This window comes from Planomicrobium soli, assembly GCF_003014655.1.
Taxonomy (GTDB): Bacteria; Bacillota; Bacilli; order Bacillales_A; family Planococcaceae; genus Planococcus; species Planococcus soli_B.
On record NZ_PYAT01000006.1, the window covers coordinates 100,978 to 121,195 of the forward strand.

Below are 20,218 nucleotides of genomic sequence, written 5' to 3' on the forward strand. Positions count from 1 at the left end.
GTGAATAAATCCAATGTGTTTTTACTGTTGTTGGTTAGCTTGCTTCTTCTAAGTGCTTGTTCTGTCCGCAGCGATGCAGCAGATCTTTATAAACAAGAAACTCCTATTGAATTGGAGATTCTGTTGCCGGAGGCTATTTCAGTTGGTGACAAAGTTACGATACAAGCCTCTTTGACACAGGACGAAAAAAAGCTGGAAGATGCGGATTTTGTCCATTTTGAAATCTGGAAACAGGATGGATCGATAAGATATCCGATGCAAGAAGCTAAGGACATGGGAGACGGCGTTTATCAGCTGACGGCACACTTTGCAAAAGAAGGACTTTATTATATCGAGGTTCATGCCGGAAACAATGGCTCTATCATTAGTCCGCAAAAGCAATTTGTTGTAGGCGGACTTTCGGGAAGCGACTTGGAAGCATTAGAGCAAGGCCCGAAAGAAAATGGAGGAACGTCTGGCCATCATCATTAAAAAAGCTGCAATTTCCTGCTGGTGCTGGAAAATTGCAGCTTTTTGTTAGAAGAAAAAGAGAGATTCAATAAAAGCAATTTCTTCGCAGAAATTTAATTCCGAAAAAACTTGCAGTTGACAGCTGGACGTTATATGATATAAATCGTAATATTTACTATTTAAAACTTTTTTAAGGAGGAACTAATTTGAGAGTAAATATCACATTGGCTTGCACAGAGTCAGGAGAACGCAATTACACGACCACTAAGAATAAGCGGAATAATCCAGAACGGATTGAATTGAAAAAATATTGTCCGCGGCTTCAAAAAGTAACTCTTCATCGGGAAACAAAATAAAAAAATTTACGATTTTTCAAATCGTAATAATTACGCTTTAAATTAAGGAGACTAAAAATGGCTAAAAAATCAAAGCAGGCCAAAGCTAGAAAGCAGCAAGAAAGTATAAACCACTATGCCAGTTTTCGAAGAGAGTTGAAGGAAAAGGGCGATTATGTAGCAGTAAACAAGCTGCCGAAAGATTCTTCTCCTGTCCGCTTAAAAAACCGCTGCGAATTGACCGGCAGACCGAGGGGCTATATGCGTAAATTTAAAATGTCACGAATTGCTTTTCGAGAACTTGCCCATAGAGGATTAATACCGGGAGTAAAAAAAGCAAGCTGGTAATCTGTTTCATTCAATATCGGAAATTCCATTGGTGTACACGACTATATGATGAACTAAGAGGTGACTTATGAAAAAACTTTTATTGCCGATTCTTTTACTTTTGCTTTTAGTAAGCGCGTGCGGAGAAACGGAAGAAAGAGCTGCTGATAGCACAGAAGAGACGAAACTGAAAATACATACGACGGTTTACCCTCTTACTTATTTTACAGAACGAATCGGAAGGGACCGGGTAGAGGTCCAATCGATTTATCCTGCTGGCGCAAATGAGCATACGTTCGAACCGACACAGCAAGACATGCTCTCCTTAGCTGATGCCGATGCAGTTCTGTATATCGGTTTAGGGTTAGAAGGCTTTATCGACAACGCTAAAAAAACATTGAAAAATGAACAGGTAAAGTTTGTTGCAACGGCTGATGCTATTTCTAAAAGTGAGTTGGGAGAAGGGCATGACCACAGTCATGAAGCAACAGAAGAAGAGCAAGGCCATGAACACGCAGCAACCGAAGAAGAACATGCCCATGATCATGAAGCAACCGAAGAAGAACATGCCCATGATCATGAAGCAACCGAAGAAGAACACGACCACGAACATGAAGCAACGGAAAAAGATCATGACCATGGAGAATTTGATCCGCATATCTGGATTTCACCGGCATTAAGCCAAAAGTTAGCAGAATCAATAAAAAATGAATTAATTGCACAAGATAAAGAACATGCTGAAGAATATGAAGCAAATTATCAGGAACTTGTTGATGAACTCAAGGCACTTGATCAATCGTTCCAAGAAATGGCAGCAAATGCGCAGAAAAAAACTTTTTTTGTATCCCATGCGGCTTTCGGCTACTTGGCAGATTCTTACGGTTTACAACAAGTGGCAGTTGCCGGTCTGAATAGCCAAGATGAACCTTCTCAGAAACAATTGGTGGAAATCGTTAAGCAAGCAGAAGAACTGGGAATTCGTTACATTGCTTTCGAACAAAATGTCTCTTCCAGATTGACTGAGGTCATTCAGAAAGAGGTCAATGCGGAAGCCGTCCTGCTTCACAACTTAAGCGTTTTGACGCAAGAGGAGATTGATCAAGGGGAAACCTATTTTACACTCATGGAAAAAAACAGGGAGACCTTTGAAAAAATTTTAGAGTGATTAAACCGGTAGAAAAAACAATAACAAGACTAAAATTCAGCAAGGCGTTTGCAAGGTGATGAGATCACTTTACAAACGCCTTGTTTGTTATTTTACGGTTTTATTATCTCCGGGAACTTTAAACCAATTATGCAACTCTGCTGGCAAGGGCCGGCTAAAATAATAGCCTTGGCCTTCATCGCAATTTTCGTCTTTTAGGAAAGACAATTGGACTTCGTCTTCAATTCCTTCAGCAATTACCTGCATATCGAGTTTATGCGCCAAGGAAATAATGGTAGAGGTGATAGCTTTGCCACTTAAATCACCTGCAATGTCACTAACAAAACTGCGATCAATTTTAACCCGATCAAACGAAAACTGCCGCAGGTAGCTAAGCGATGTATAGCCGGTTCCAAAATCATCGATGGACAAGGAAATGCCTAATGCTTTCAGCTTGATCAAGCTGTCTTTTAACGTCTTGGTTTCTTCCATCAAGATGCTTTCTGTCACTTCAAGTTCCAGCCATCTTGCCTCCAGACCGGTATCTTCAAGCACCTGTTGGACAGTCTGAATGAAATTCGGATGCTGCAATTGAATGGTGGAAATATTGACACATATTTTGATCGAAGGGAAGCCTGAATTTTGCCATGCTTTGTTTTGGGCGCAGGCTTCGTATAATACCCATTTTCCGATTGCCACGATCTGTCCGCTTTCTTCAGAAATTGGAATAAAGCTATCGGGAGGGACCAGGCCAAGTTCTGGATGGTTCCAACGAATCAAAGCTTCCATAGCACGAACTTCCTCTGTTTTTAAATCGATAATAGGCTGGTAATGCAAGGTAAGTTCCTGGTTAGTAATGGCCAATTTCAAGTCTCTTTCAAGAATCAGTTTATAAGCTGTCTTTTGGTCCAACTCTTCTGAATAGATAGTGTAATTGTTTTTTCCATACTTTTTCGTATAGTACATCGCTGTATCTGCTTTTTTGATTAAACTGTCAACTGTCTCATCCGTCCCAGTACTAAAAGCGATACCGATACTCGCAGACACCGAGAACGAATGCCCCATAATATCGAACGGTTCGGCCATTGCTTTGTTGAGCAGCTTTGCCAACTCAATGGCTTCCTGCTGCGCTGGATTAGGTAAGAGAATTGCAAACTCGTCGCCAGCGAACCGGCTGACAGTATCCGTTTGGTTTACGTTTTCTATTAGGCGTTTAGCAACAATTTTTAGAAATTCGTCGCCTAAATGATGGCCAAGAGAGTCATTAATGAATTTAAAGCGATCTAGATCCAAAAAGAGCACAGCAGGAGGGTTATCATTGGCTTCTCTTAGTTTAAAGACTTGCATCAACCGGTCCTCGAACAGCTTCCGGTTTGGCAACTTTGTCAAAGAATCGAAAAAGATAAGCTCTTCCATCAGTTTCTGATGTTCGACTTTTTCCGTGATGTCTTTTGCGATACCGTAGACACCTACTATTTCACCTGCCAGTTTCATCGGAAACTTAGTGATCTCCAGGTTTTTCCGAGTAAAGTCCTTTTGGATAAGCGTGATGGTATGGTTGTTTATTTCTCCTTGTGCGGCTTTTGCAAAATAAGCAAAAGCGGCTTCCAAATCCTCTTCTGCTATGAGAGGGGCGAAAGAAGTGCCCAACAACTCACCAGCTGAATAGCCTGTCAGTTCCAAACATCCAGGATTTGCATCTATGAAATTCCCTTGTAAATCAATCGTAAAGATGGCGTCCGGGTTGTTGTAGAAAAGAGACTTGAATCGCTCCTCATTTTCTTTAAGGCGCAAAGTTGCAGCAACTTCTCCTGTCACGTCAATAAGTGTGCCAAACAGGACGGTTTTCCCAAACCGTTCTGTTTTTGTTGAGTGGATTTCAACATGAATCAGTTCACCATCTTTTTTATACACTCTAGCACGATAACGCGAGGACTGTTCCTGGTCTTTCATTTTTCTTTTTATACTTTCTTGTACCATAGGCAAGTCATCTAAATGAAACAAGTTGCTTATAAGCATTTTTCCACTGAGCAATTCTTCTTTTGAATAACCGACAAGGTGACAAAAATGATCGTTAATATAGGAGAAGCTTTCGCTTTCCATTACATACATACTTACAGGGGCGTTTTGTATCATGACATCAAACATTTCTTTGTAAAATGAATCTTCCATGACAATATTTTCTGTATATACTTTTTTGATAAAGCCTGTTTCATTGTTGTCTGTTATTTTCATTTTTTTCCTCCACATGGCTAACTGAAATTTAATTTTGATAAAACAATAAATCTTTAGTATCTAATTAGGTAGAGGCAACCGTAACTCGATTTCTTCCGGTAGTTTTTGATTGGTATAAAGCTTTGTCCGCTATATCAAAAAGTTCAGACAGTGAATGTGCATGGAGCGGGAATTCTGAAAGACCAAGAGAAACTGTAATTGTTTTGCCAGGAATTAAATTTATTTTTTCAACTTGTCCGCGTATCTTCTCAGCTACTTTTGAAGCTCCTGTGATATCGGTGTCAGGCAGGAGAAGAACAAACTCTTCTCCTCCATATCGAAAACAGTAATCGTTTTTTCGAACGACGGTTTGAACTGTGTCAGCAAGTTTTTTCAAGGTTTCATCACCGGCTCGATGCCCATACGTATCATTTATGGATTTAAAATGATCAATATCAAATATTATTAGAGAGAACAGCCTTTTTTCATCTGACCAGTCTTTTAAAACTTCCTCCATTCTTCGTCGGTTAGGCAAGCCTGTCAACGAATCGGTAGTTGCATTTTCTGTAAGCTGGCGATGGTTCCTTTCTAGGGTTTCAAAAGCAATGGATACACTTTTGGTCAGCAAGTCGGCTTCCCGGTTCCAATGCGGTTTAATAAGGGATTCCCTAAGGGTTTGCGATATCGCCTTTCCTTGAGCTAAATGACTAACAAGGTCTGCTAATTGGATAAAAGGTGCCGCCAACCTTCGGGCGATAAAAATTGAAAACAGCAGCAGCAGCAGAAAGGGCAGCAGTACATTCATCAGCAGCTGTTGAAGTTGATCTATTAGCAAATCATGAACAAATGAGTATGGGGTTTGCTGGATAATTCCCCAGCCTACACTCGGTATATAACTATAGGCAGAAAGCATGGGAATTTTTTGAGTGTTGGTGACGAGTTCCATTCCGCTTTTTCCCTGCATCAATTTTTTAACGACAGGATTTTCATAAGCACTTTTTCCGATCAAATGAGATTCCGGATGAAATAGGCGTCTGCCTCCAGGACCTATAACGAAATAATAGGAGCCGTTCTCTTCGATAGCATCATTTCCTAGGATCTGATTCAACACATTGTGCTCCTGAAGATATATTGTTCCACCGATCATTCCTCTATAAGTTCCATCTTTTTCATAAAGCGGCTGGTTCATTAAGACGATTAAACGGTTTGATGGACCGATATAAGGGGCAGTGACTACCGGTTGTTTGGCATCTAGAACGTCTTTTGTAATTCCAGAAGTTATTTGTTGGCCTTTCAATCCAATGCTTACTGGACTTATGGCTTTAACAACTCCTTTTTCATCAACCCAGGAAAGAGAATTGAAATACCCGCTGCTGTTTCTTAAAAGTTCCAATTGATCAAAAATCTCTCTATCACTCATTTTCTCATTTTTTTCAAGAAAAGTTGCTGTACTTTCTAAACTTGTTCTCATGGAGTTAAATAATGATTCAACCGAATCACTCATCTTTTCCGCTTTCGAGTAATTAAGTGACAAGTACGTATTCACTAGTGATTTTTTGTTTGAATGATAAGATGAATAGGTATGAATCAGGAGAGTGAGAATAACAGAAGCCGTTACCAGAAGTGTCAGCAATGTCGACAAATTCATTTTGTGATTACGGAGTGAACGCTTCATACTTTAACTCCTTTATGAATACAAAAATGTATAAATCTCCTCTTTAAATTAAAATAACCAGTATATTATTTAGAAACACTTAAATTACAATGTCCGAAATGGTTCTAAAGAATCAAAATAAGAAGGGTATTTTTCATTATATATTCTAAAAAGGCAAGATAAAATAGGTATAAAACTACAATTGTTTAAAAGAACGATACATAATCGGTGCAAAAACAAGTGATATCTGCCTAAATTGCCATTGCGTAAACGTATATCGAGAGTAAAGTTAATGATGCAAATCGGAGAGGGTTTTTCGATGAATTTTTCATTAAATGAAAATAAGATAAAAAAATTATGTGGGACAGCCGCATATAAAAAAGGGATAACTCTCAATATGGCGGGAAAAATCGCCATACAAAGAGATGGTGACGAGTTATCGGTGAACGCAAAAGTCTATGGCCGAAACGAATTTCACGTAAGTATAAAGCAATCAACATCCGGAGAGATCTTAGCTTCCTGCAGCTGTCCGCCAGTCGGATTTGTGGCGACTTACTGCCAACATATTGCAGGAGTGCTTTTGGCAATTGACGAATTGCAACAGCGCGAAAAACCGACGGCGGCTAAAATGATGGATGTGTTCGGGCAGAAACCCATTTCAAGAGGCAACGGCCGTTATTTTGATAAACGGCAGCTAGTTCAAGTGGAATTCAGCTGTGTGCCACTGGTATTCCAGGAAAAGGAGCCGATTCTTGCTATCAGGATGAAAGCGGGAATTGAGAAGCTGGAAGAGGTTTCCGATATAAAAGAGTTTCTCGAGAATATTGGGCGTGAAGAAGCTTATACAGTCTCAAAAGATTTCGGCTATATGCCGGAAACCTGCAGTTTTGACAAGAAGACCCATGCTGTTCTTCAGTTGTTGATAAAAAGTCTGCGACTGAAAAATAGAGGAGAGTTTTCAGAGGAGTTGTTGATGATTTCACCTTCCGATTGGGAGCGGCTTATGCCACTGCTGCAGCAAGTTCCGCTGGTCAAGGTAGTGCAAGGAAGCCGGATTTTTCGCGGACTTTACTTTACTGAAGCACTGCCGCTGGTTTTTCGCTTTGCTGGAGCGGAATCTGAAAATTACAAGCTGGATGTGGAAGGGCTGGACGGCATAATGGTATTGCCGGCTTACGACATGGCATTCTCTGACGGCTCGGCCATTCGGCTGGCGGAAGAAGATACGAAACGGCTTGTGCAATTGAAAGAGATGATGGCAGGAACAGAGAATCGCCTATTTATTACAGCTAATGAACTGAACCATTTCATGGAGACAGTGACACCTGGGTTAGAACGTTTGGGAAGTGTACAGCTTACGCCTGATGTAGAAGAACAGCTTGCGGTAACGCCGCTTCAGGCAAAATTGTATCTTGACCGGCTTAAGCACCGCCTGCTGGCAGGAGTTGAATTCCATTATGGCCATTTGGTCATAAATCCATGCGAAGAGGCCGAAGAAGGTTTCCGTCTGTATCCGGGTATTCGCCGCCAGCGCGACAAAGAACAGGAAGTCTTAAAAATCATGCAGGAGAGCGGCTTTGCACAGACAGATGGCGGTTTTTATATGCATGATGAAGAAGCGGAGTATCAGTTTCTATATCATGCTGTTCCTGTACTTGAGCAACTGGTTCAAATTTTTGCGACGACTGCAGTGAAATTGAGGGTGACCAAAGCATATGCTGGCCCAAAGATTAAAGTGGAAATTAGCGAACGAACAGATTGGCTGGAATTTAAATTCGATCTTCAGGAAATTCCGGAGGCAGAAATTAAAAAAATACTGGCTGCACTGCAGGAAAAGCGCAAATATTACCGGATCCCTAACGGAACGTTAATGTCATTGGAAACACCGGAATTTCTGGCGTTGAGCGATTTTATCTATAATTTTGGCATCACCGAAGAAAACTTTGGTGAGCACGATGTCCGTGTACCTTTAATTGCAGGGATGCAGCTGGTTGATTCGTTAGAGGAAGGGCATTTGATTGAACCGGGAAAGGCATTCGCTGAACTAATGAAGAACTTGAATCGGCCCGAACAATTAGGGCAGAATGTGCCGGAACCTTTGGCGGATACTTTGCGCGATTATCAGAAGACTGGGCTCAATTGGTTCAATATGCTCGCAAAATATAAGTTCGGGGGAATTTTGGCAGATGATATGGGGCTTGGCAAAACACTTCAAAGCATCGCCTTCATCGTTTCCATGCTTCCGGATATACGAAAACGGCAACTGCCGGTGTTGGTCATTGCCCCGTCTTCTTTAACCTATAACTGGTTAAACGAATTGAAGAAATTTGCTCCTCACATTCGCGCCGCAGTTATTGATGGAGATAAAACGAAAAGAGCAGCGTTGCTCAAGCAGAGTATGGAGCTTGATGTAATCATCACCTCTTATCCGGCCCTACGTATGGACAGTGTTTTATATCGCAGCAAAAACTTTCATACATTGTTTTTTGATGAAGCCCAGGCTTTTAAAAACCCGGCGACCCAAACAGCTAAAGCTGTTAAAGCGCTACAGGCGGAATACCGATTTGCGCTGACAGGAACACCGATTGAAAATTCCTTAGACGAGCTTTGGTCCATTTTTTATGTCGTATTTCCAGAATTGCTTCCAAACCGCCGGATTTTTAGTGAAATGAGAAGAGAGCGCATCACAAAGAGGGTGCGTCCGTTCATTTTGCGTCGGCTGAAGCAAGATGTGTTAACCGAGCTCCCCGGCAAAATTGAAACCATTCTTCGCTCAGAACTGCAAATAGAGCAAAAAAAGCTTTATGCAGCCTATTTGGCGGAACTGAAGCAGGATGCTTTAAAGCATTTGAACAAAGACAGTTTCCAGAAAAACCGCATCCGGATTTTAGCGGGGCTGACGCGGCTTCGGCAATTATGCTGCCATCCGGCTCTTTTTATCGAAGGGTATGGGGGAGGATCGGCTAAACTCGATCAACTAATGGGAATTCTCGAAGAATGCCAAGCTGCAGGCAGGCGAGTATTGGTGTTTTCTCAATTTACGCAAATGCTTGGAATAATTGGAGGGAAATTAACAAAAGAAGGAGTTTCTTATTTCTACTTGGATGGCCAGACACCGCCTGTCGAACGGGTAGAATTATGCAGCCGCTTCAATGAAGGGGAAGAGAACTTGTTTTTAATTTCGTTGAAAGCGGGCGGAACCGGCTTAAACTTGACCGGCGCAGATACTGTCATCCTTTATGACTTATGGTGGAATCCGGCGATTGAGCAACAGGCTGCTGCCCGAGCACACCGTATGGGGCAGGAAAATGAAGTGCAGGTTATCCGCTTAGTGGCCAAAGGGACCATTGAAGAAAAGATCACTCAACTTCAAGAACGAAAGAAAAATTTGATCGATGAAATAGTTCAGCCAGGAGAGCAACCATTAACAGCGATGACCGAAGAAGATATTCGTGAAATTCTAATGGTTTAAGGCCATATCTTATGAAAAACCCTCAAAGAAATTACTAATATCAGTAATTTCTTTGAGGGTTTATTTTTATAGCTTATTTGTTGTTTTTGTTGGAGCCAGAGCCGCCTCTAGTGCCGGAAGTTCCTGAGGTGTCCGAACTATCTGAAGTGCCTGAACCGAATTTAGCACCTGAAGCTCCGCTGGTTCCTGAAGTGCCAGAAGTTCCAGAAGTGCTTGAAGTATTCAGCGTATCAGTCGTTACAACTGTGCTAGGTGTTTTAGTAGTGGAAGTTGACGATGTATCAGGTTTGTTGTCTTGCTGATCATCCTGCGATTTTCCAGAAACTTTATCCACCTGTTCTTTTGCTTGGCCTGCAAGGTTAGCGGCTTTTTCTTTCACTTGATCCAGTTTTCCGCCGCCTTCACCAGAAGAACCGCTGCCGGAAAGTTTATCCGTTAATCCTGTCGCTTGGTCTTTGACTTGACCTGCAATGCCAGCGGCTTTTTCTTTGATTTGGTCTAGCTTCCCGCCGCCCTCGCCAGAAGAACCACTCGATGAGATTTTTTCTTTCACAACGTTTTGCATTTCTTTACCGGTTTTTGGAGCTAAGAAGAGCGCTGTTGCTGCGCCAACGACTGCTCCGGTTAATAGGCCGGTTACAAAGCCGCTGCCTCCGCCACTTGGCACAGAACCATTAGTTATCGATGTTACGGGAGCTAAAGTTTTGCCAGCGCGCTGAAGGCGTTCTTCTACTTCGCTGATTACTTCGACTACTGTCCGTCCGCTTGTTTCCACGAGCGAACCGTCTGTTTGAAACCCATCATAGCTTTCTACGTTGCGGACTACAACAACATCATAGCTCGCTGCTTCTGACTTTTGATCAATCATGTTCGCTTGGTATCCTCTTTGCTGAAGCGCTTGTTGAATGTCTGTAAATGGTTGTTCAACTGCAATTTTGACCATTTGATCACTCCTCTTTCTTTTTTAGTCGTATTTTCTTTATTTCCCTATTGTGTGCCTATTTCAAACATTTTATTTTTTCAAAGTACTTTAATGCCATATAAAAAAGGCTTGGAAACAGATTTTCCAAGCCTTTTTTAAAATATAGAAATATCCTCGCCCTAATAGAACCGCCATGATTTTTCATAATACTCGATCAAGTTAGGGCGAATCAGCGTGTTCGGTTCAAGGACAATTTTTTTACCGTTGTCATCTTCAAGCATAGCATCCTCATCTTTGCCGAAAGCTGTTAAGGCAGGCAATAAATCAGTTGATAAATACTTTGTGTCGTCGATGATTTCCAGATTCTCGACGTTTATATCGTTGCGTGATGCGAGAATATAACCCCAGCCGCCGAAGCTTGGGATATCAGCATGAAAATTTTTGGTTTTCAATCCGGTTGCCTGTATGGTCGTATCGATGGTCCAGTATACGCGCGGCGCAAAAACCGGACTGGTCGCTTGGACCATCATGGCTCCGTCCGGAAACAGCTGATTGCGGACAAGTGAGTAGAATTCTTGAGTATACAGCTTATTTAATGACTCGTTGTTCGGGTCGGGCAAGTCGATGATGATGACGTCATAAAAGCCTTCTGTCCTTTCCAAAAAGCGGAAAGCATCGTCGTTCACCACTTCCACTTTTTCATTGTCCAAGGAGCCTTTGTTCAATTCAACCAGCAGAGAATGGCTCTGGGCTATTTCCGTCATTTTCGGATCCAAATCCACTACAGTTATCTTTTTAACGTTGGGATATTTCAATACTTCGCGGACTGCCAATCCGTCGCCGCCTCCAAGGATAAGGATTCGTTCTTGCCGTGCAGCGGCAGCCATTGGCGGGTGCACAAGAATTTCATGATAACGATGTTCATCAGATGAACTGAATTGAAGCTGGCCGTCCAAGTACAGCCGCGTATCTCCTTGGGCTTTTGTCAATATAATTTGCTGGTAGGAGGACTGTTCAGAAAAAATGATGGGATCTTTATAAAGCCTTTCTTCAAATTGAAGAGCCGCTTCTTCCCCAAACAGAGCGCCTAGAATCAGCAGGGCTAAAAAGAAGACGCCAAATCCCGCATGCAGCCGGTAACGCTTCAGTTCGTGCTTAAAGCGGAAAACAATCCACAACGCTACCGCGACATTGATGAGGGCTACGAGAAACGCTGTTTTTACAAGACCAAAATAAGGGCGCAGCAAAAATAAGAAAAGCAATCCGCCGACGAGTCCTCCGGCATAATCGGAAAACAGCACTTTCGCTGTACTTTTTTTCAGTGAAATGCCAATTTCGTTCGCTTTGCGTATTAAAATCGGAAGTTCGACGCCGGTCAAAGCGCCAACCAGCAATATCACGCTGTATAAAAACAAGGACCCAGTGCCAGGCGGCAAATAAGCGGTCACGCCAAATAATAGGACAGCGGAAAATCCGCCGACCAAACCGATGCTGTATTCAATCCAGATGAAAGAAGTGATCAGGTTTTTGGTCATCTTTTCACTGACATAAGCGCCGATGCCCATTCCGGTTAAAAAAAGGGAGATAGTGAGCGTATACTGCTTCACACCATCTCCTAAAATATATGAACCAAGTGCGCCGAACAACACTTCAAAAATAATGCCGCAAATCGACACAATACCGGATGCGTAATAAATCGCCCGGCTTTGCCGGAGGGCTTCTTGTTCAGTCATGCAAACACCGCCTTATGTAATGGAAGCGCCGATTACGAACGCCAATCCAATTGAAACGGCACATGAAATAATTCCTACCGCTGTATTTCGCTCTTTCAGCTGCTGCTCCACTGAAAAGCGGGGAGTAAGCACTTCAAAAAGGAAATAAGCGAGAAATTGAAGCGCCAGTCCAAACAATCCCCAAACGATAGTTTCCCCGATTGTGTCGTTGTGCAGAATGGAGAACGTGAGGATGATGCATGTGCCGATAATTTTTCCGGCAATCGACAAAGCGACGGCTGCATTATTGCTATGGATTTCTTCCCAGTCTTTGTATTTTCTCGTTAAAAGTTCAAAAACGATCAATCCTGCAACAACTACCGCAATGGCCGCAAGGTAATATAAAAATGTTAATAAAAATGGATTCACTGCTCCAGCTCCTTTGCTATGGGTTATTTTCCTACGCCTGGGCCGCCGCCGCGAAATGTTGAACCGCGCCCATACGTGCTGGTGGATGGAAATGATCTGTACGAGCCGCCGCCGGAATAACAGCCGCCTCGGCTGCATCGGTTACCTTGCGTTTGAACCCAAGTCGGTCCAAATCGGTTGCTCAAAAACGAACCGACAAACATACCGGTAAAAAAGCCAGGATGATAAGTGTTTCGAACAAATTCTTCTCCGGCTACTTCTACAAGGGTAGAGCCTGGATTGTCGGGATCTTCTGTTAAAATGACAAATTCGTCGCTATAGACAAGAACTTGCCGTCCTTCCACAACTTCGCCGACTTGATCAGGTTCCTGCACTTGGCTGAGCTCCGCTGCCGTATCGGCCAAGCTTTGTTCGGACCGGTACATCATCGCACGGTCGCTTGAACTGCCGTTGTTTGCAACCGCGTCAACAAACGCGTAATTTTGCTCAATATAATCTTCCGCCTGCGCCATTCCGCAAGCAGCCAAAAAAAGCACTGCAGAAACTATTCCGCATAGCCATCCTCTTTTTATCATAAAGTAAACACCTCATATGAACAAAAACAGCCCGCCGCATGATAGCGGGCTGCCGTCCGTTTGTTTATTCTTTTTTAAGCTGCTGCTTTAACGCTGCCAACTCATCGTCCACTGCACTGTTTTTATTTAACGAGGCGAATTCGTCGTCGAGGCTGCGTGACCCTGCCCGCAAATCTTCGGACGTCTCTGCTTCAGCTTCAAATTGCATGACTTTTTCTTCCATCCGCTCAAAACCGCTCCGCGATTCATCGCTTCCGACAGAAGACATAGTGCGGTTGATCATTGTACGGGTTTTTGCAGATTCTGCTCGAGCTTTCAACGAATCTTTTTTGATTTCCATTTGTTCGTATTCGCGTTTCATCTCTGCTAATTTTTCACGCAGCACCGTTGAATCGGATGCTGCCTGTTCGTAAGTTCCTCTCAGATCTTCAGCTTGTTTAACATATGTTTGCTTGTCTTCAAGCGCTCGTCGGGCAAGTTCTTCGTTGTTGGCCTCAATTGCTTGCACAGCTTGCTGCTGCCGCTTTTCGACCATGCTGTTCGCATCGTCATATTTCTTTTTCAGCATTTTTTCATTTGCCAGCTGTTTCGCTACTGCTGTTTCAGCGTCACGGATATCTGCTGCCATGTCCCGCATGAACTGATCCAGCATTTTAACTGGATCTTCCGCCTTATCGAGTGTTGCGTTCAGTTCTGATTCCACATAAGTCTGTACACGTTTGAAAAATTGAAACATATTCTCTCCTCCAATTTTTGTTAGCTTCCTGCTAAAATGGTGACTTCGAATTCTTCAATTTCATAGCCTCGGCTGACTTCCACTTCGCCACCCCATACTTCTACCGATAAAAAGGAGTCTCCTGATTCGTCTGCGTATTCATAGTATTCCATTTCCGATCCGCTGACGTTTTGGCTTCGTCCTTCTCCTTGAACATAAGCCCGTCCCTGCTCCTCCAGAAAATAAGGCCGTTCCTCAAACATAATTTTCTTTGTTCCTGGCTCGATTCCTGGTGCTCGCGATTTCTCGTAGATACCCACTTCAAGTTCATCGTCCATCTCAACGCTAAGCCATATGGTTTTATTTGCTGAAGCTAGCTGATAGGCGTCCCATGTATAGCCGCTGTCATTATAATGGATTTTGCCAGTTACTTCGTAATCCACCAAGTCGTATGCAACAAAATCACCGACGCGCAAATTAAGCAACGTCCGTTTTTTTACTATAGGTTCCTGTTTTTCGGTTCCGCCAAATAAGCGGCTAAAAAAGCTCATTTTCTCACCTCATTTGTCTATACGAGTAGCTTTCCTTAAAACTGAAATAAATTGGACGATGTAGAGAGCGGGAAAGTGAAAATAGCTCATACAGGGTACATTGTAGTTAACGCAAATCAACTAAAAGCAGGTCCTGAATGAGCTTATGGCCTTATCGTATCATGGGGACAGTGATTTATCGAGTCCTGTGCCGCCGTAAAATGATTTGCCTTGGAATTCGGAAATTCCTTTCTATTTACCCCGTTTGGCGGAGCCTTGAAACTTTTTCCTTTTACTTTCCGGACAGCCAAAAAAGCCTAACCTTTAGACCATCTGTTCTTTAAAGGTTAGACTCAAGTGACCCGATTAGATTAATTGTCGCGTACGTCTTCAATAGCATCCAGTGCTTTCACGTCTTCCGGAGAAATGGTGAAATTCAACTGGCTGTTTTCAATGATGCGTGATTCGTTTGTCGACTTCGGAAGCGGCAAGGTCTCGCGGTCTAAGCAGTAACGGATGCACAACTGAGCAGGTGTCACGCCATATTTTTCTGCCATCTCAAGAATCACCGGACTGTTTAAAATTTGTCCGGTAGCTAGTGGAGAATAAGCTTCTACGACAATATTCTGCTGTTTGCAAAACGACAACAAGCTTTCCTGATCACGGCCGATATAGAAAGGGATCTGATTGGCCATTGGTACGATGTCGCACGTATCAAGAAGAGCTTGAATATCCGTTTCAGAAAAATTGGAGACCCCTATGGCACGGATTTTTCCGTCGTTATAAAGTTTTTCCATTGCTTTCCATGACTGAATATTTCCTTCGGTGCAATCTTTCCCGATTTCTGTCCATGGCCATGGTGCATGAATCAGGTATAAATCCAAGTAATCTACGCCAAGATTGGAGATGGTTTCATCAAAAGCTTGTAATGTTTCATCATACCCTTTGATTTGTGCAGGGAGCTTGCTTGTAATGAACACTTTTTCACGGGCTAGTCCAAAGTCGTGGACTGCTTTTCCGACGTTTTCCTCATTTTGATAGGCTAGGGCAGTATCTATATGCGTATAGCCGTTTTCAAGCGCTGTCGTCACAGCTGCATAGGCTTCTTCATTCGGAATTTGCCAAGTGCCAAATCCGATATTCGGGATTTCAACGCCGTTGTGAAAAGTGAATGTTGCTTCTTTTGTCATGTAAATTTCCTCCTTTGATAAAGCGCTTACTTTTGTATTGTACCCAGTAAAAAGTGGAAGCGTCTAGAAATCACCCTTATTTATCCTCTCTCTTCCGTTTTATTAATTAAATTAACTAACTATGTTATAATGACTTCACCAAAAAGGTAAATATGGAGGATTTTTATGCAGCGCGGTACTTTTCAATTAATGAAATCCGTTAATAAATCAATTATTTTAAACAAAATCCGGACAGCAGAACCGATTTCGAGAGCCCAAATCGCCAAAGAAACCAGTCTGACTCCTCCGACAGTAAGCAGTATAGTCAAAGAGTTGATGGAGCAAGGACTGGTAAGAGAAAGCGTTTTAGGCCATTCAAGCGGAGGCAGGAAACCAACAATGCTGCATATTGATACCGATGCTTTTTATGTGATCGGTGTGGATGCAGGACCAGAGAACGTGGTATGTGTACTGACCGATTTAACAGGTACCATACTTGAGCGGAAATCTAGAGTACTGAAGAACCCCTTGACGAATGAACAGTTTCTATCGGAATTAAAAGATGCGATTAACGCCCTTTTGCAAACAAGTGAAGCTGATCAGGAAAAAATCATCGGTATCGGCGTTGCTATGCACGGGGTGGTCGATGTTCATACGGGAACATCGCTCGTTGCGCCAATTTTGAACCTGAGGAATATTCCCATCAAAGAAGTGTTGGAACAACACTTCAACGTGACGGTGAAAGTTGAAAATGATGCCAGGGCTATGGCGCTGGGTGAATCTTGGTTTGGCGGGCATGGCGACGCCGACAGCATGGTGGCCGTAAATATCGGCCGGGGTGTAGGAGCTGGAATTGTCATGAATGGCAAGCTGTACCACGGTGCTCAAGGCATTGCGGGGGAATTCGGCCATATGGCAGTCGATATCAACGGAGAAGTATGTGAATGCGGCAATCGCGGTTGCCTGCAAACATTCATAAGCGGAACAGCGATTGCCAAGCGGGCAAAAAGCCGGCTAAAAGAACAAGACGGAACTTTGACAGGAAAAGACGTGTTTGAGCTGGCCGAAAGCGGCAGACAGGACTGCGTCGATCTTTTACAAGAAACTGGGCACATTATGGGAGTGGGCTTAACTAACTTAATCCATGTGCTCAACCCAAGCGAAATCGTTTTGGGGGGCGGGGTCATGAAAAGCGAAAAATTCCTGATGCCAGCAGCCATTGCAGCCATCCAGCAAAAAGTTTTAACTCCTGAAGCAAGAAAGACGCATGTAACGGTCAGCCGGCTGGGAGACGAAGCGACTGTCCTTGGAGCAATCGCGCTGCTGCTGGTCGAATTGTTCGATCCAGTAGCACAAATAGGCTGATCTCTGATAGAGAAGGTCAGCCTAAGCTTTATTTATTTTATGGAAAAAACTACGCTTATTAGAGGAACCATGCCGGTTCCTTCGCTCCAGGCGGACGCTTTCCGCGGGCTCACGCCGAACTAACTTGGAACAAGTCCCGAGTGGATTTCGGGACTTCGCTGTCCCGCTGGAAAAACCGTTGCTCCTGCATCGCTTCGCTGCTTCGTCGCAAACAAATTGGTCGAACTCCCTTCGCCCAATTTGCTCGCCGCCTTGCGCTACGGAGCTTAGAGCAAAGTGGGAAGACAAGGCGTCTTGCATCAGTTACTTCTGTAGTAGGAGCAACGTTTTGAAATCGTCTCTTAAATCTAAGCAAGAAGCCCAACCGGGCCGGCCATATAGACTCCTGTGGGACCAGCACGAGCGGAAGGCCCCGCAGACAGATATGGCCCAAAAGTAATTTTTGGGGGCCATATTTTGCGACGAAGCTAGCGCAGCGATGCAACGCCCTTTCATGTTTCGAAGCTAGCGAAGCGATGCAGAAACAGGAGCATGGTTTTAGCGGCGAGGAGACTGAAGCCGTGCCCACGGAAAGCGAAGTAGCCGGCCCGGTTGGTTTTATCCCTCGGTATTCATCAATTATAAAATTTGTTTACAATAAAAGGCTGACCCCTCATCAAGAAGGGTCAGCCTTTTTTATTTCATTACACTAAAAGTGAATGCAGTCTGTGTTTTATAGGTTTCGCCAGCCTGCAAAATAATATCCGGCATGTTTTCGTGATGCAAGGAAGCAGGGGAGCCTTGAGTTTCAAAACAAGCGCCAAGGTATTTACGGGATGTTCCTTCATTCAAAATCAACTGATCATCCAAACCGTTCCCCGTATACATGACCATTCCAGGTTGATCCGTTTCCACAGTCATTTGGCGTCCGCTTTCGGTGTCCTCAAGAAGAACTTTTTGCTCTTGTGCATTGTCAAAGACAAAGTAATGATCATAGCCGCTTCCGGCAATTCGATTTTGTTCGAACTCGTCATTGAATCCGTCACGAAGCATCCGGCCATTGCGGAAGTCGAATGGAGTTTGGGCAACAGGCATCAAATTGCCGGTAGGGATGAGCTGGTCATCCAGCTCGACAACTTGGCTGCTGTCAATGGTTGCCAGGTGCGAATCTATAGAACTTTTCAAGTTGCCGCTCAAGTTGAAATAAGAATGGTTGGTCAGGGTCAAAGGCGTTGTTTTGTCGCTTTTAGCTTCATAATCCAATAGGAGCCGGTTGCTATTGGTCAGCGTATAAGTAACCAAAATTTTAACCGTTCCAGGATAGCCTCCGTCACCATCAGGGCTGGTATGGCTAAGTGTTAAGCCGACCGCATCCTCCGTCTGGAAAGGGGCTGCTTCCCAGACAATTTGGTGAAATCCGCCAGAACCGCTATGCAAATGATTCGGTCCTTCGTTTGCTTCTAAATTATAAACGGTATCGGAAAGTTCAAAAGAAGCTCCTTGGATTCTGCCGGCTACCCGGCCGATTAAGGCACCGAAATAGTTCGGATTTTGCTGATAATCCTCGTAATTTTTATATCCCAGAACGACATTCTCGAAGTCACCTTCGCGATCTGGAACCAGGATACTTGTTATGATACCTCCGAAATTTAAAATGCTGACAGACATTTTTTGATTATTTGTTAAGGTGTATTCCGTCCAGCTTTCCGTGAGTTGTTGTGTTGCTATGTTCATGTATGTGCCCACCTACTCCATTTAATGTGTGAATAAACCGTTCAAATGCCTTCCGATCTTTTAAAACGCCAGCATCTTCAAGAACCCTCACAAATTTCTTGCCAAGTTCTTTTTGTAAAACAGCTTCAGCTTCTTCTGAGTTTGCAAAACTTCCGTATTCCGCCTTTATCTCCTCTGCCCATTCCATGTGGTATTCTGCAGGCTGACTTGAATCACCAGTTAAAAACCGTTGAATTTCTTCAAGCTCGCCTTTCAACCGTGGAGGCAATACGGCCAATCCCATCACTTCAATCAAGCCAATGTTTTCCTTTTTGATGTGATGGACGTCAGCGTGGGGATGGAAAATGCCAAGCGGGTGTTCATCGCTTGTCCGGTTATTTCTTAAAACCAAGTCAATTTCAAATTGGCCGTTTTTGTTTCGGGCAATAGGGGTGATGGTGTTATGCCGTGTGCCATCGGTAAAAGCTGCAACATCCGCCTGTTCGTCGGAATAGGATTTCCATGTCTGGAACACATAGTCAGAAGCCGCGACAAGGTGGTCAATATTAGTTCCTCGCAGCCGAATCACCGACAAAGGCCATTTTACGACGGCAGCCTTGATTTCTGGAAAAGAGGCAAGTTCAAACGAAAAAGCGTCTTCTGCCTGGGTCATGGCGAATTCGTAGCGCCCGGCCTGGTAATGGTCATGGCTCAAAATTGAACCGCCGACAATTGGCAAGTCGGCATTTGAACCGATAAAATAATGCGGAAATTTATCGGTAAACAGGAGCAGGCGTTCAAAGACGTTTTTATCAATTTTCATATCCCGGTGTTCTTCCGAAAGCAAAATACTGTGTTCGTTGTAATATACATAGGGCGAATACTGCAAATACCAATTTTCCTTTTGAAGCGGCACGTTGACGATTCGGTGATTGGCTCTTGCCGGATAGCCTGTGCGCCCGGTATAGCCTTCATTCTCTCTGCATAGCAAGCATTTTGGATAATTGCTCGTTGGTTTGAGTGTTCGTTCGCGCTTGATTTGTTCCGGGTCTTTTTCAGGTTTTGATAAATTGATCGTGATATCTAAAGCGCCATACGCGCTATCTGCTTTATAAGAAATGTTTTTAGCGATCCGGTTCATTTGGATATAGTTGCTGTTCTTGCTTAAATTGTAGAAATAATCAGTTGCGACGATTGGAGATTCCTTATATTTCTGCCAGAATGCTGAATTGATGGCAGAGGGCCGTGCGACAAAGCAATTCATGATATTCGCCGATAGAATCTCTTTGTCGTCCAAGACATCTTCAATTATACCGTTCTCTATAGCATAAGCGATTATATTCTCAAGCAAGTTTGGAATGCTGTCATGAGCCGCTTCAATCGCTTCTTCCGGAAATGATTCCAATCCCAGTAAATTCATCACCTGGTTGCGTGCATAACTAACATCAGCGGCTTCAATTAATTGGGCTTCAAGAGTTTGGTGGATGAGTCCTTGTAGATTTTGATAGATCAA

17 protein-coding genes are annotated in these 20,218 nt (G+C 43.4%); 6 read left to right on the top strand and 11 right to left on the bottom strand.

The window, feature by feature from the left end:
• The 4 genes from B0H99_RS09365 to B0H99_RS09380 all read left to right on the top strand — a co-directional run bounded on the left by B0H99_RS09365 (position 1) and on the right by B0H99_RS09380 (position 2,277).
• On the top strand, positions 1–471 hold the full coding sequence (locus tag B0H99_RS09365) for a FixH family protein (RefSeq protein ID WP_106533403.1): 471 nt from the start codon (positions 1–3) through the stop codon (positions 469–471).
• A 185-nt stretch (positions 472–656) separates the two neighbouring features.
• Positions 657–806, top strand: coding sequence for a 50S ribosomal protein L33 (gene rpmG, locus B0H99_RS09370; protein ID WP_106533404.1), 150 nt, complete (start codon positions 657–659; stop codon positions 804–806).
• Positions 807–863: 57 nt separating this feature from the next.
• Entirely contained in the window at positions 864–1,133 is a 270-nt protein-coding gene (rpsN, locus tag B0H99_RS09375) for a 30S ribosomal protein S14 (protein WP_106533405.1), read from the top strand.
• A 67-nt stretch (positions 1,134–1,200) separates the two neighbouring features.
• Complete coding sequence (locus tag B0H99_RS09380) at positions 1,201–2,277, top strand: metal ABC transporter solute-binding protein, Zn/Mn family (RefSeq protein ID WP_106533406.1); 1,077 nt, start codon at positions 1,201–1,203, stop codon at positions 2,275–2,277.
• A gap of 87 nt (positions 2,278–2,364) precedes the next feature.
• Here B0H99_RS09380 and B0H99_RS09385 read toward each other — a convergent pair whose 3' ends face one another.
• Both B0H99_RS09385 and B0H99_RS09390 read right to left on the bottom strand, forming a co-directional pair.
• Positions 2,365–4,491 (bottom strand): bifunctional diguanylate cyclase/phosphodiesterase, encoded by a 2,127-nt coding sequence (locus B0H99_RS09385; protein ID WP_106533407.1) that lies wholly within the window; start codon positions 4,489–4,491, stop codon positions 2,365–2,367.
• A gap of 64 nt (positions 4,492–4,555) precedes the next feature.
• On the bottom strand, positions 4,556–6,145 hold the full coding sequence (locus B0H99_RS09390) for a sensor domain-containing diguanylate cyclase (RefSeq protein WP_106533408.1): 1,590 nt from the start codon (positions 6,143–6,145) through the stop codon (positions 4,556–4,558).
• A gap of 298 nt (positions 6,146–6,443) precedes the next feature.
• Between B0H99_RS09390 and B0H99_RS09395 the strand changes: the two genes are divergently transcribed.
• Complete coding sequence (locus B0H99_RS09395; RefSeq protein WP_106533551.1) at positions 6,444–9,596, top strand: DEAD/DEAH box helicase; 3,153 nt, start codon at positions 6,444–6,446, stop codon at positions 9,594–9,596.
• A 73-nt stretch (positions 9,597–9,669) separates the two neighbouring features.
• Here the strand turns inward: B0H99_RS09395 and B0H99_RS09400 are convergent, their stop codons facing one another.
• The 7 genes from B0H99_RS09400 to B0H99_RS09430 form a co-directional block, all read right to left on the bottom strand.
• Positions 9,670–10,539, bottom strand: a complete 870-nt coding sequence (locus B0H99_RS09400) for a YkuS family protein (RefSeq protein ID WP_106533409.1) — start codon at positions 10,537–10,539, stop codon at positions 9,670–9,672.
• A gap of 158 nt (positions 10,540–10,697) precedes the next feature.
• Positions 10,698–12,251: a polyamine aminopropyltransferase gene (locus B0H99_RS09405; protein WP_106533410.1), complete on the bottom strand. Its 1,554-nt coding sequence runs from the start codon at positions 12,249–12,251 to the stop codon at positions 10,698–10,700.
• Positions 12,252–12,263: 12 nt separating this feature from the next.
• Positions 12,264–12,659, bottom strand: coding sequence for a DUF350 domain-containing protein (locus B0H99_RS09410; protein ID WP_106533411.1), 396 nt, complete (start codon positions 12,657–12,659; stop codon positions 12,264–12,266).
• A 23-nt stretch (positions 12,660–12,682) separates the two neighbouring features.
• The gene (locus B0H99_RS09415) at positions 12,683–13,234 is read right to left on the bottom strand and encodes a DUF4247 domain-containing protein (RefSeq protein WP_106533412.1); all 552 of its coding nucleotides are present in this window, start codon (positions 13,232–13,234) and stop codon (positions 12,683–12,685) included.
• A gap of 64 nt (positions 13,235–13,298) precedes the next feature.
• Positions 13,299–13,970 carry a PspA/IM30 family protein gene (locus tag B0H99_RS09420; protein WP_106533413.1) on the bottom strand — a complete coding sequence of 224 codons (672 nt, stop codon included), beginning with the start codon at positions 13,968–13,970 and terminating at the stop codon, positions 13,299–13,301.
• Positions 13,971–13,990: 20 nt separating this feature from the next.
• On the bottom strand, positions 13,991–14,500 hold the full coding sequence (locus tag B0H99_RS09425; RefSeq protein WP_106533414.1) for a DUF4178 domain-containing protein: 510 nt from the start codon (positions 14,498–14,500) through the stop codon (positions 13,991–13,993).
• 350 nt (positions 14,501–14,850) lie between these two features.
• A complete protein-coding gene (locus tag B0H99_RS09430) occupies positions 14,851–15,669 on the bottom strand; it encodes an aldo/keto reductase (protein ID WP_106533415.1) in 819 nt (272 codons plus the stop codon).
• A 165-nt stretch (positions 15,670–15,834) separates the two neighbouring features.
• Between B0H99_RS09430 and B0H99_RS09435 the strand changes: the two genes are divergently transcribed.
• A complete protein-coding gene (locus B0H99_RS09435; protein ID WP_106533416.1) occupies positions 15,835–17,013 on the top strand; it encodes an ROK family transcriptional regulator in 1,179 nt (392 codons plus the stop codon).
• A 675-nt stretch (positions 17,014–17,688) separates the two neighbouring features.
• Here B0H99_RS09435 and B0H99_RS09440 read toward each other — a convergent pair.
• Both B0H99_RS09440 and galT read right to left on the bottom strand, forming a co-directional pair.
• Positions 17,689–18,726: an aldose epimerase family protein gene (locus B0H99_RS09440; protein WP_106533417.1), complete on the bottom strand. Its 1,038-nt coding sequence runs from the start codon at positions 18,724–18,726 to the stop codon at positions 17,689–17,691.
• The gene (gene galT, locus B0H99_RS09445) at positions 18,668–20,218 is read right to left on the bottom strand and encodes a UDP-glucose--hexose-1-phosphate uridylyltransferase (RefSeq protein WP_106533418.1); all 1,551 of its coding nucleotides are present in this window, start codon (positions 20,216–20,218) and stop codon (positions 18,668–18,670) included. The genes B0H99_RS09440 and galT overlap by 59 nt, the downstream gene beginning before the upstream one ends.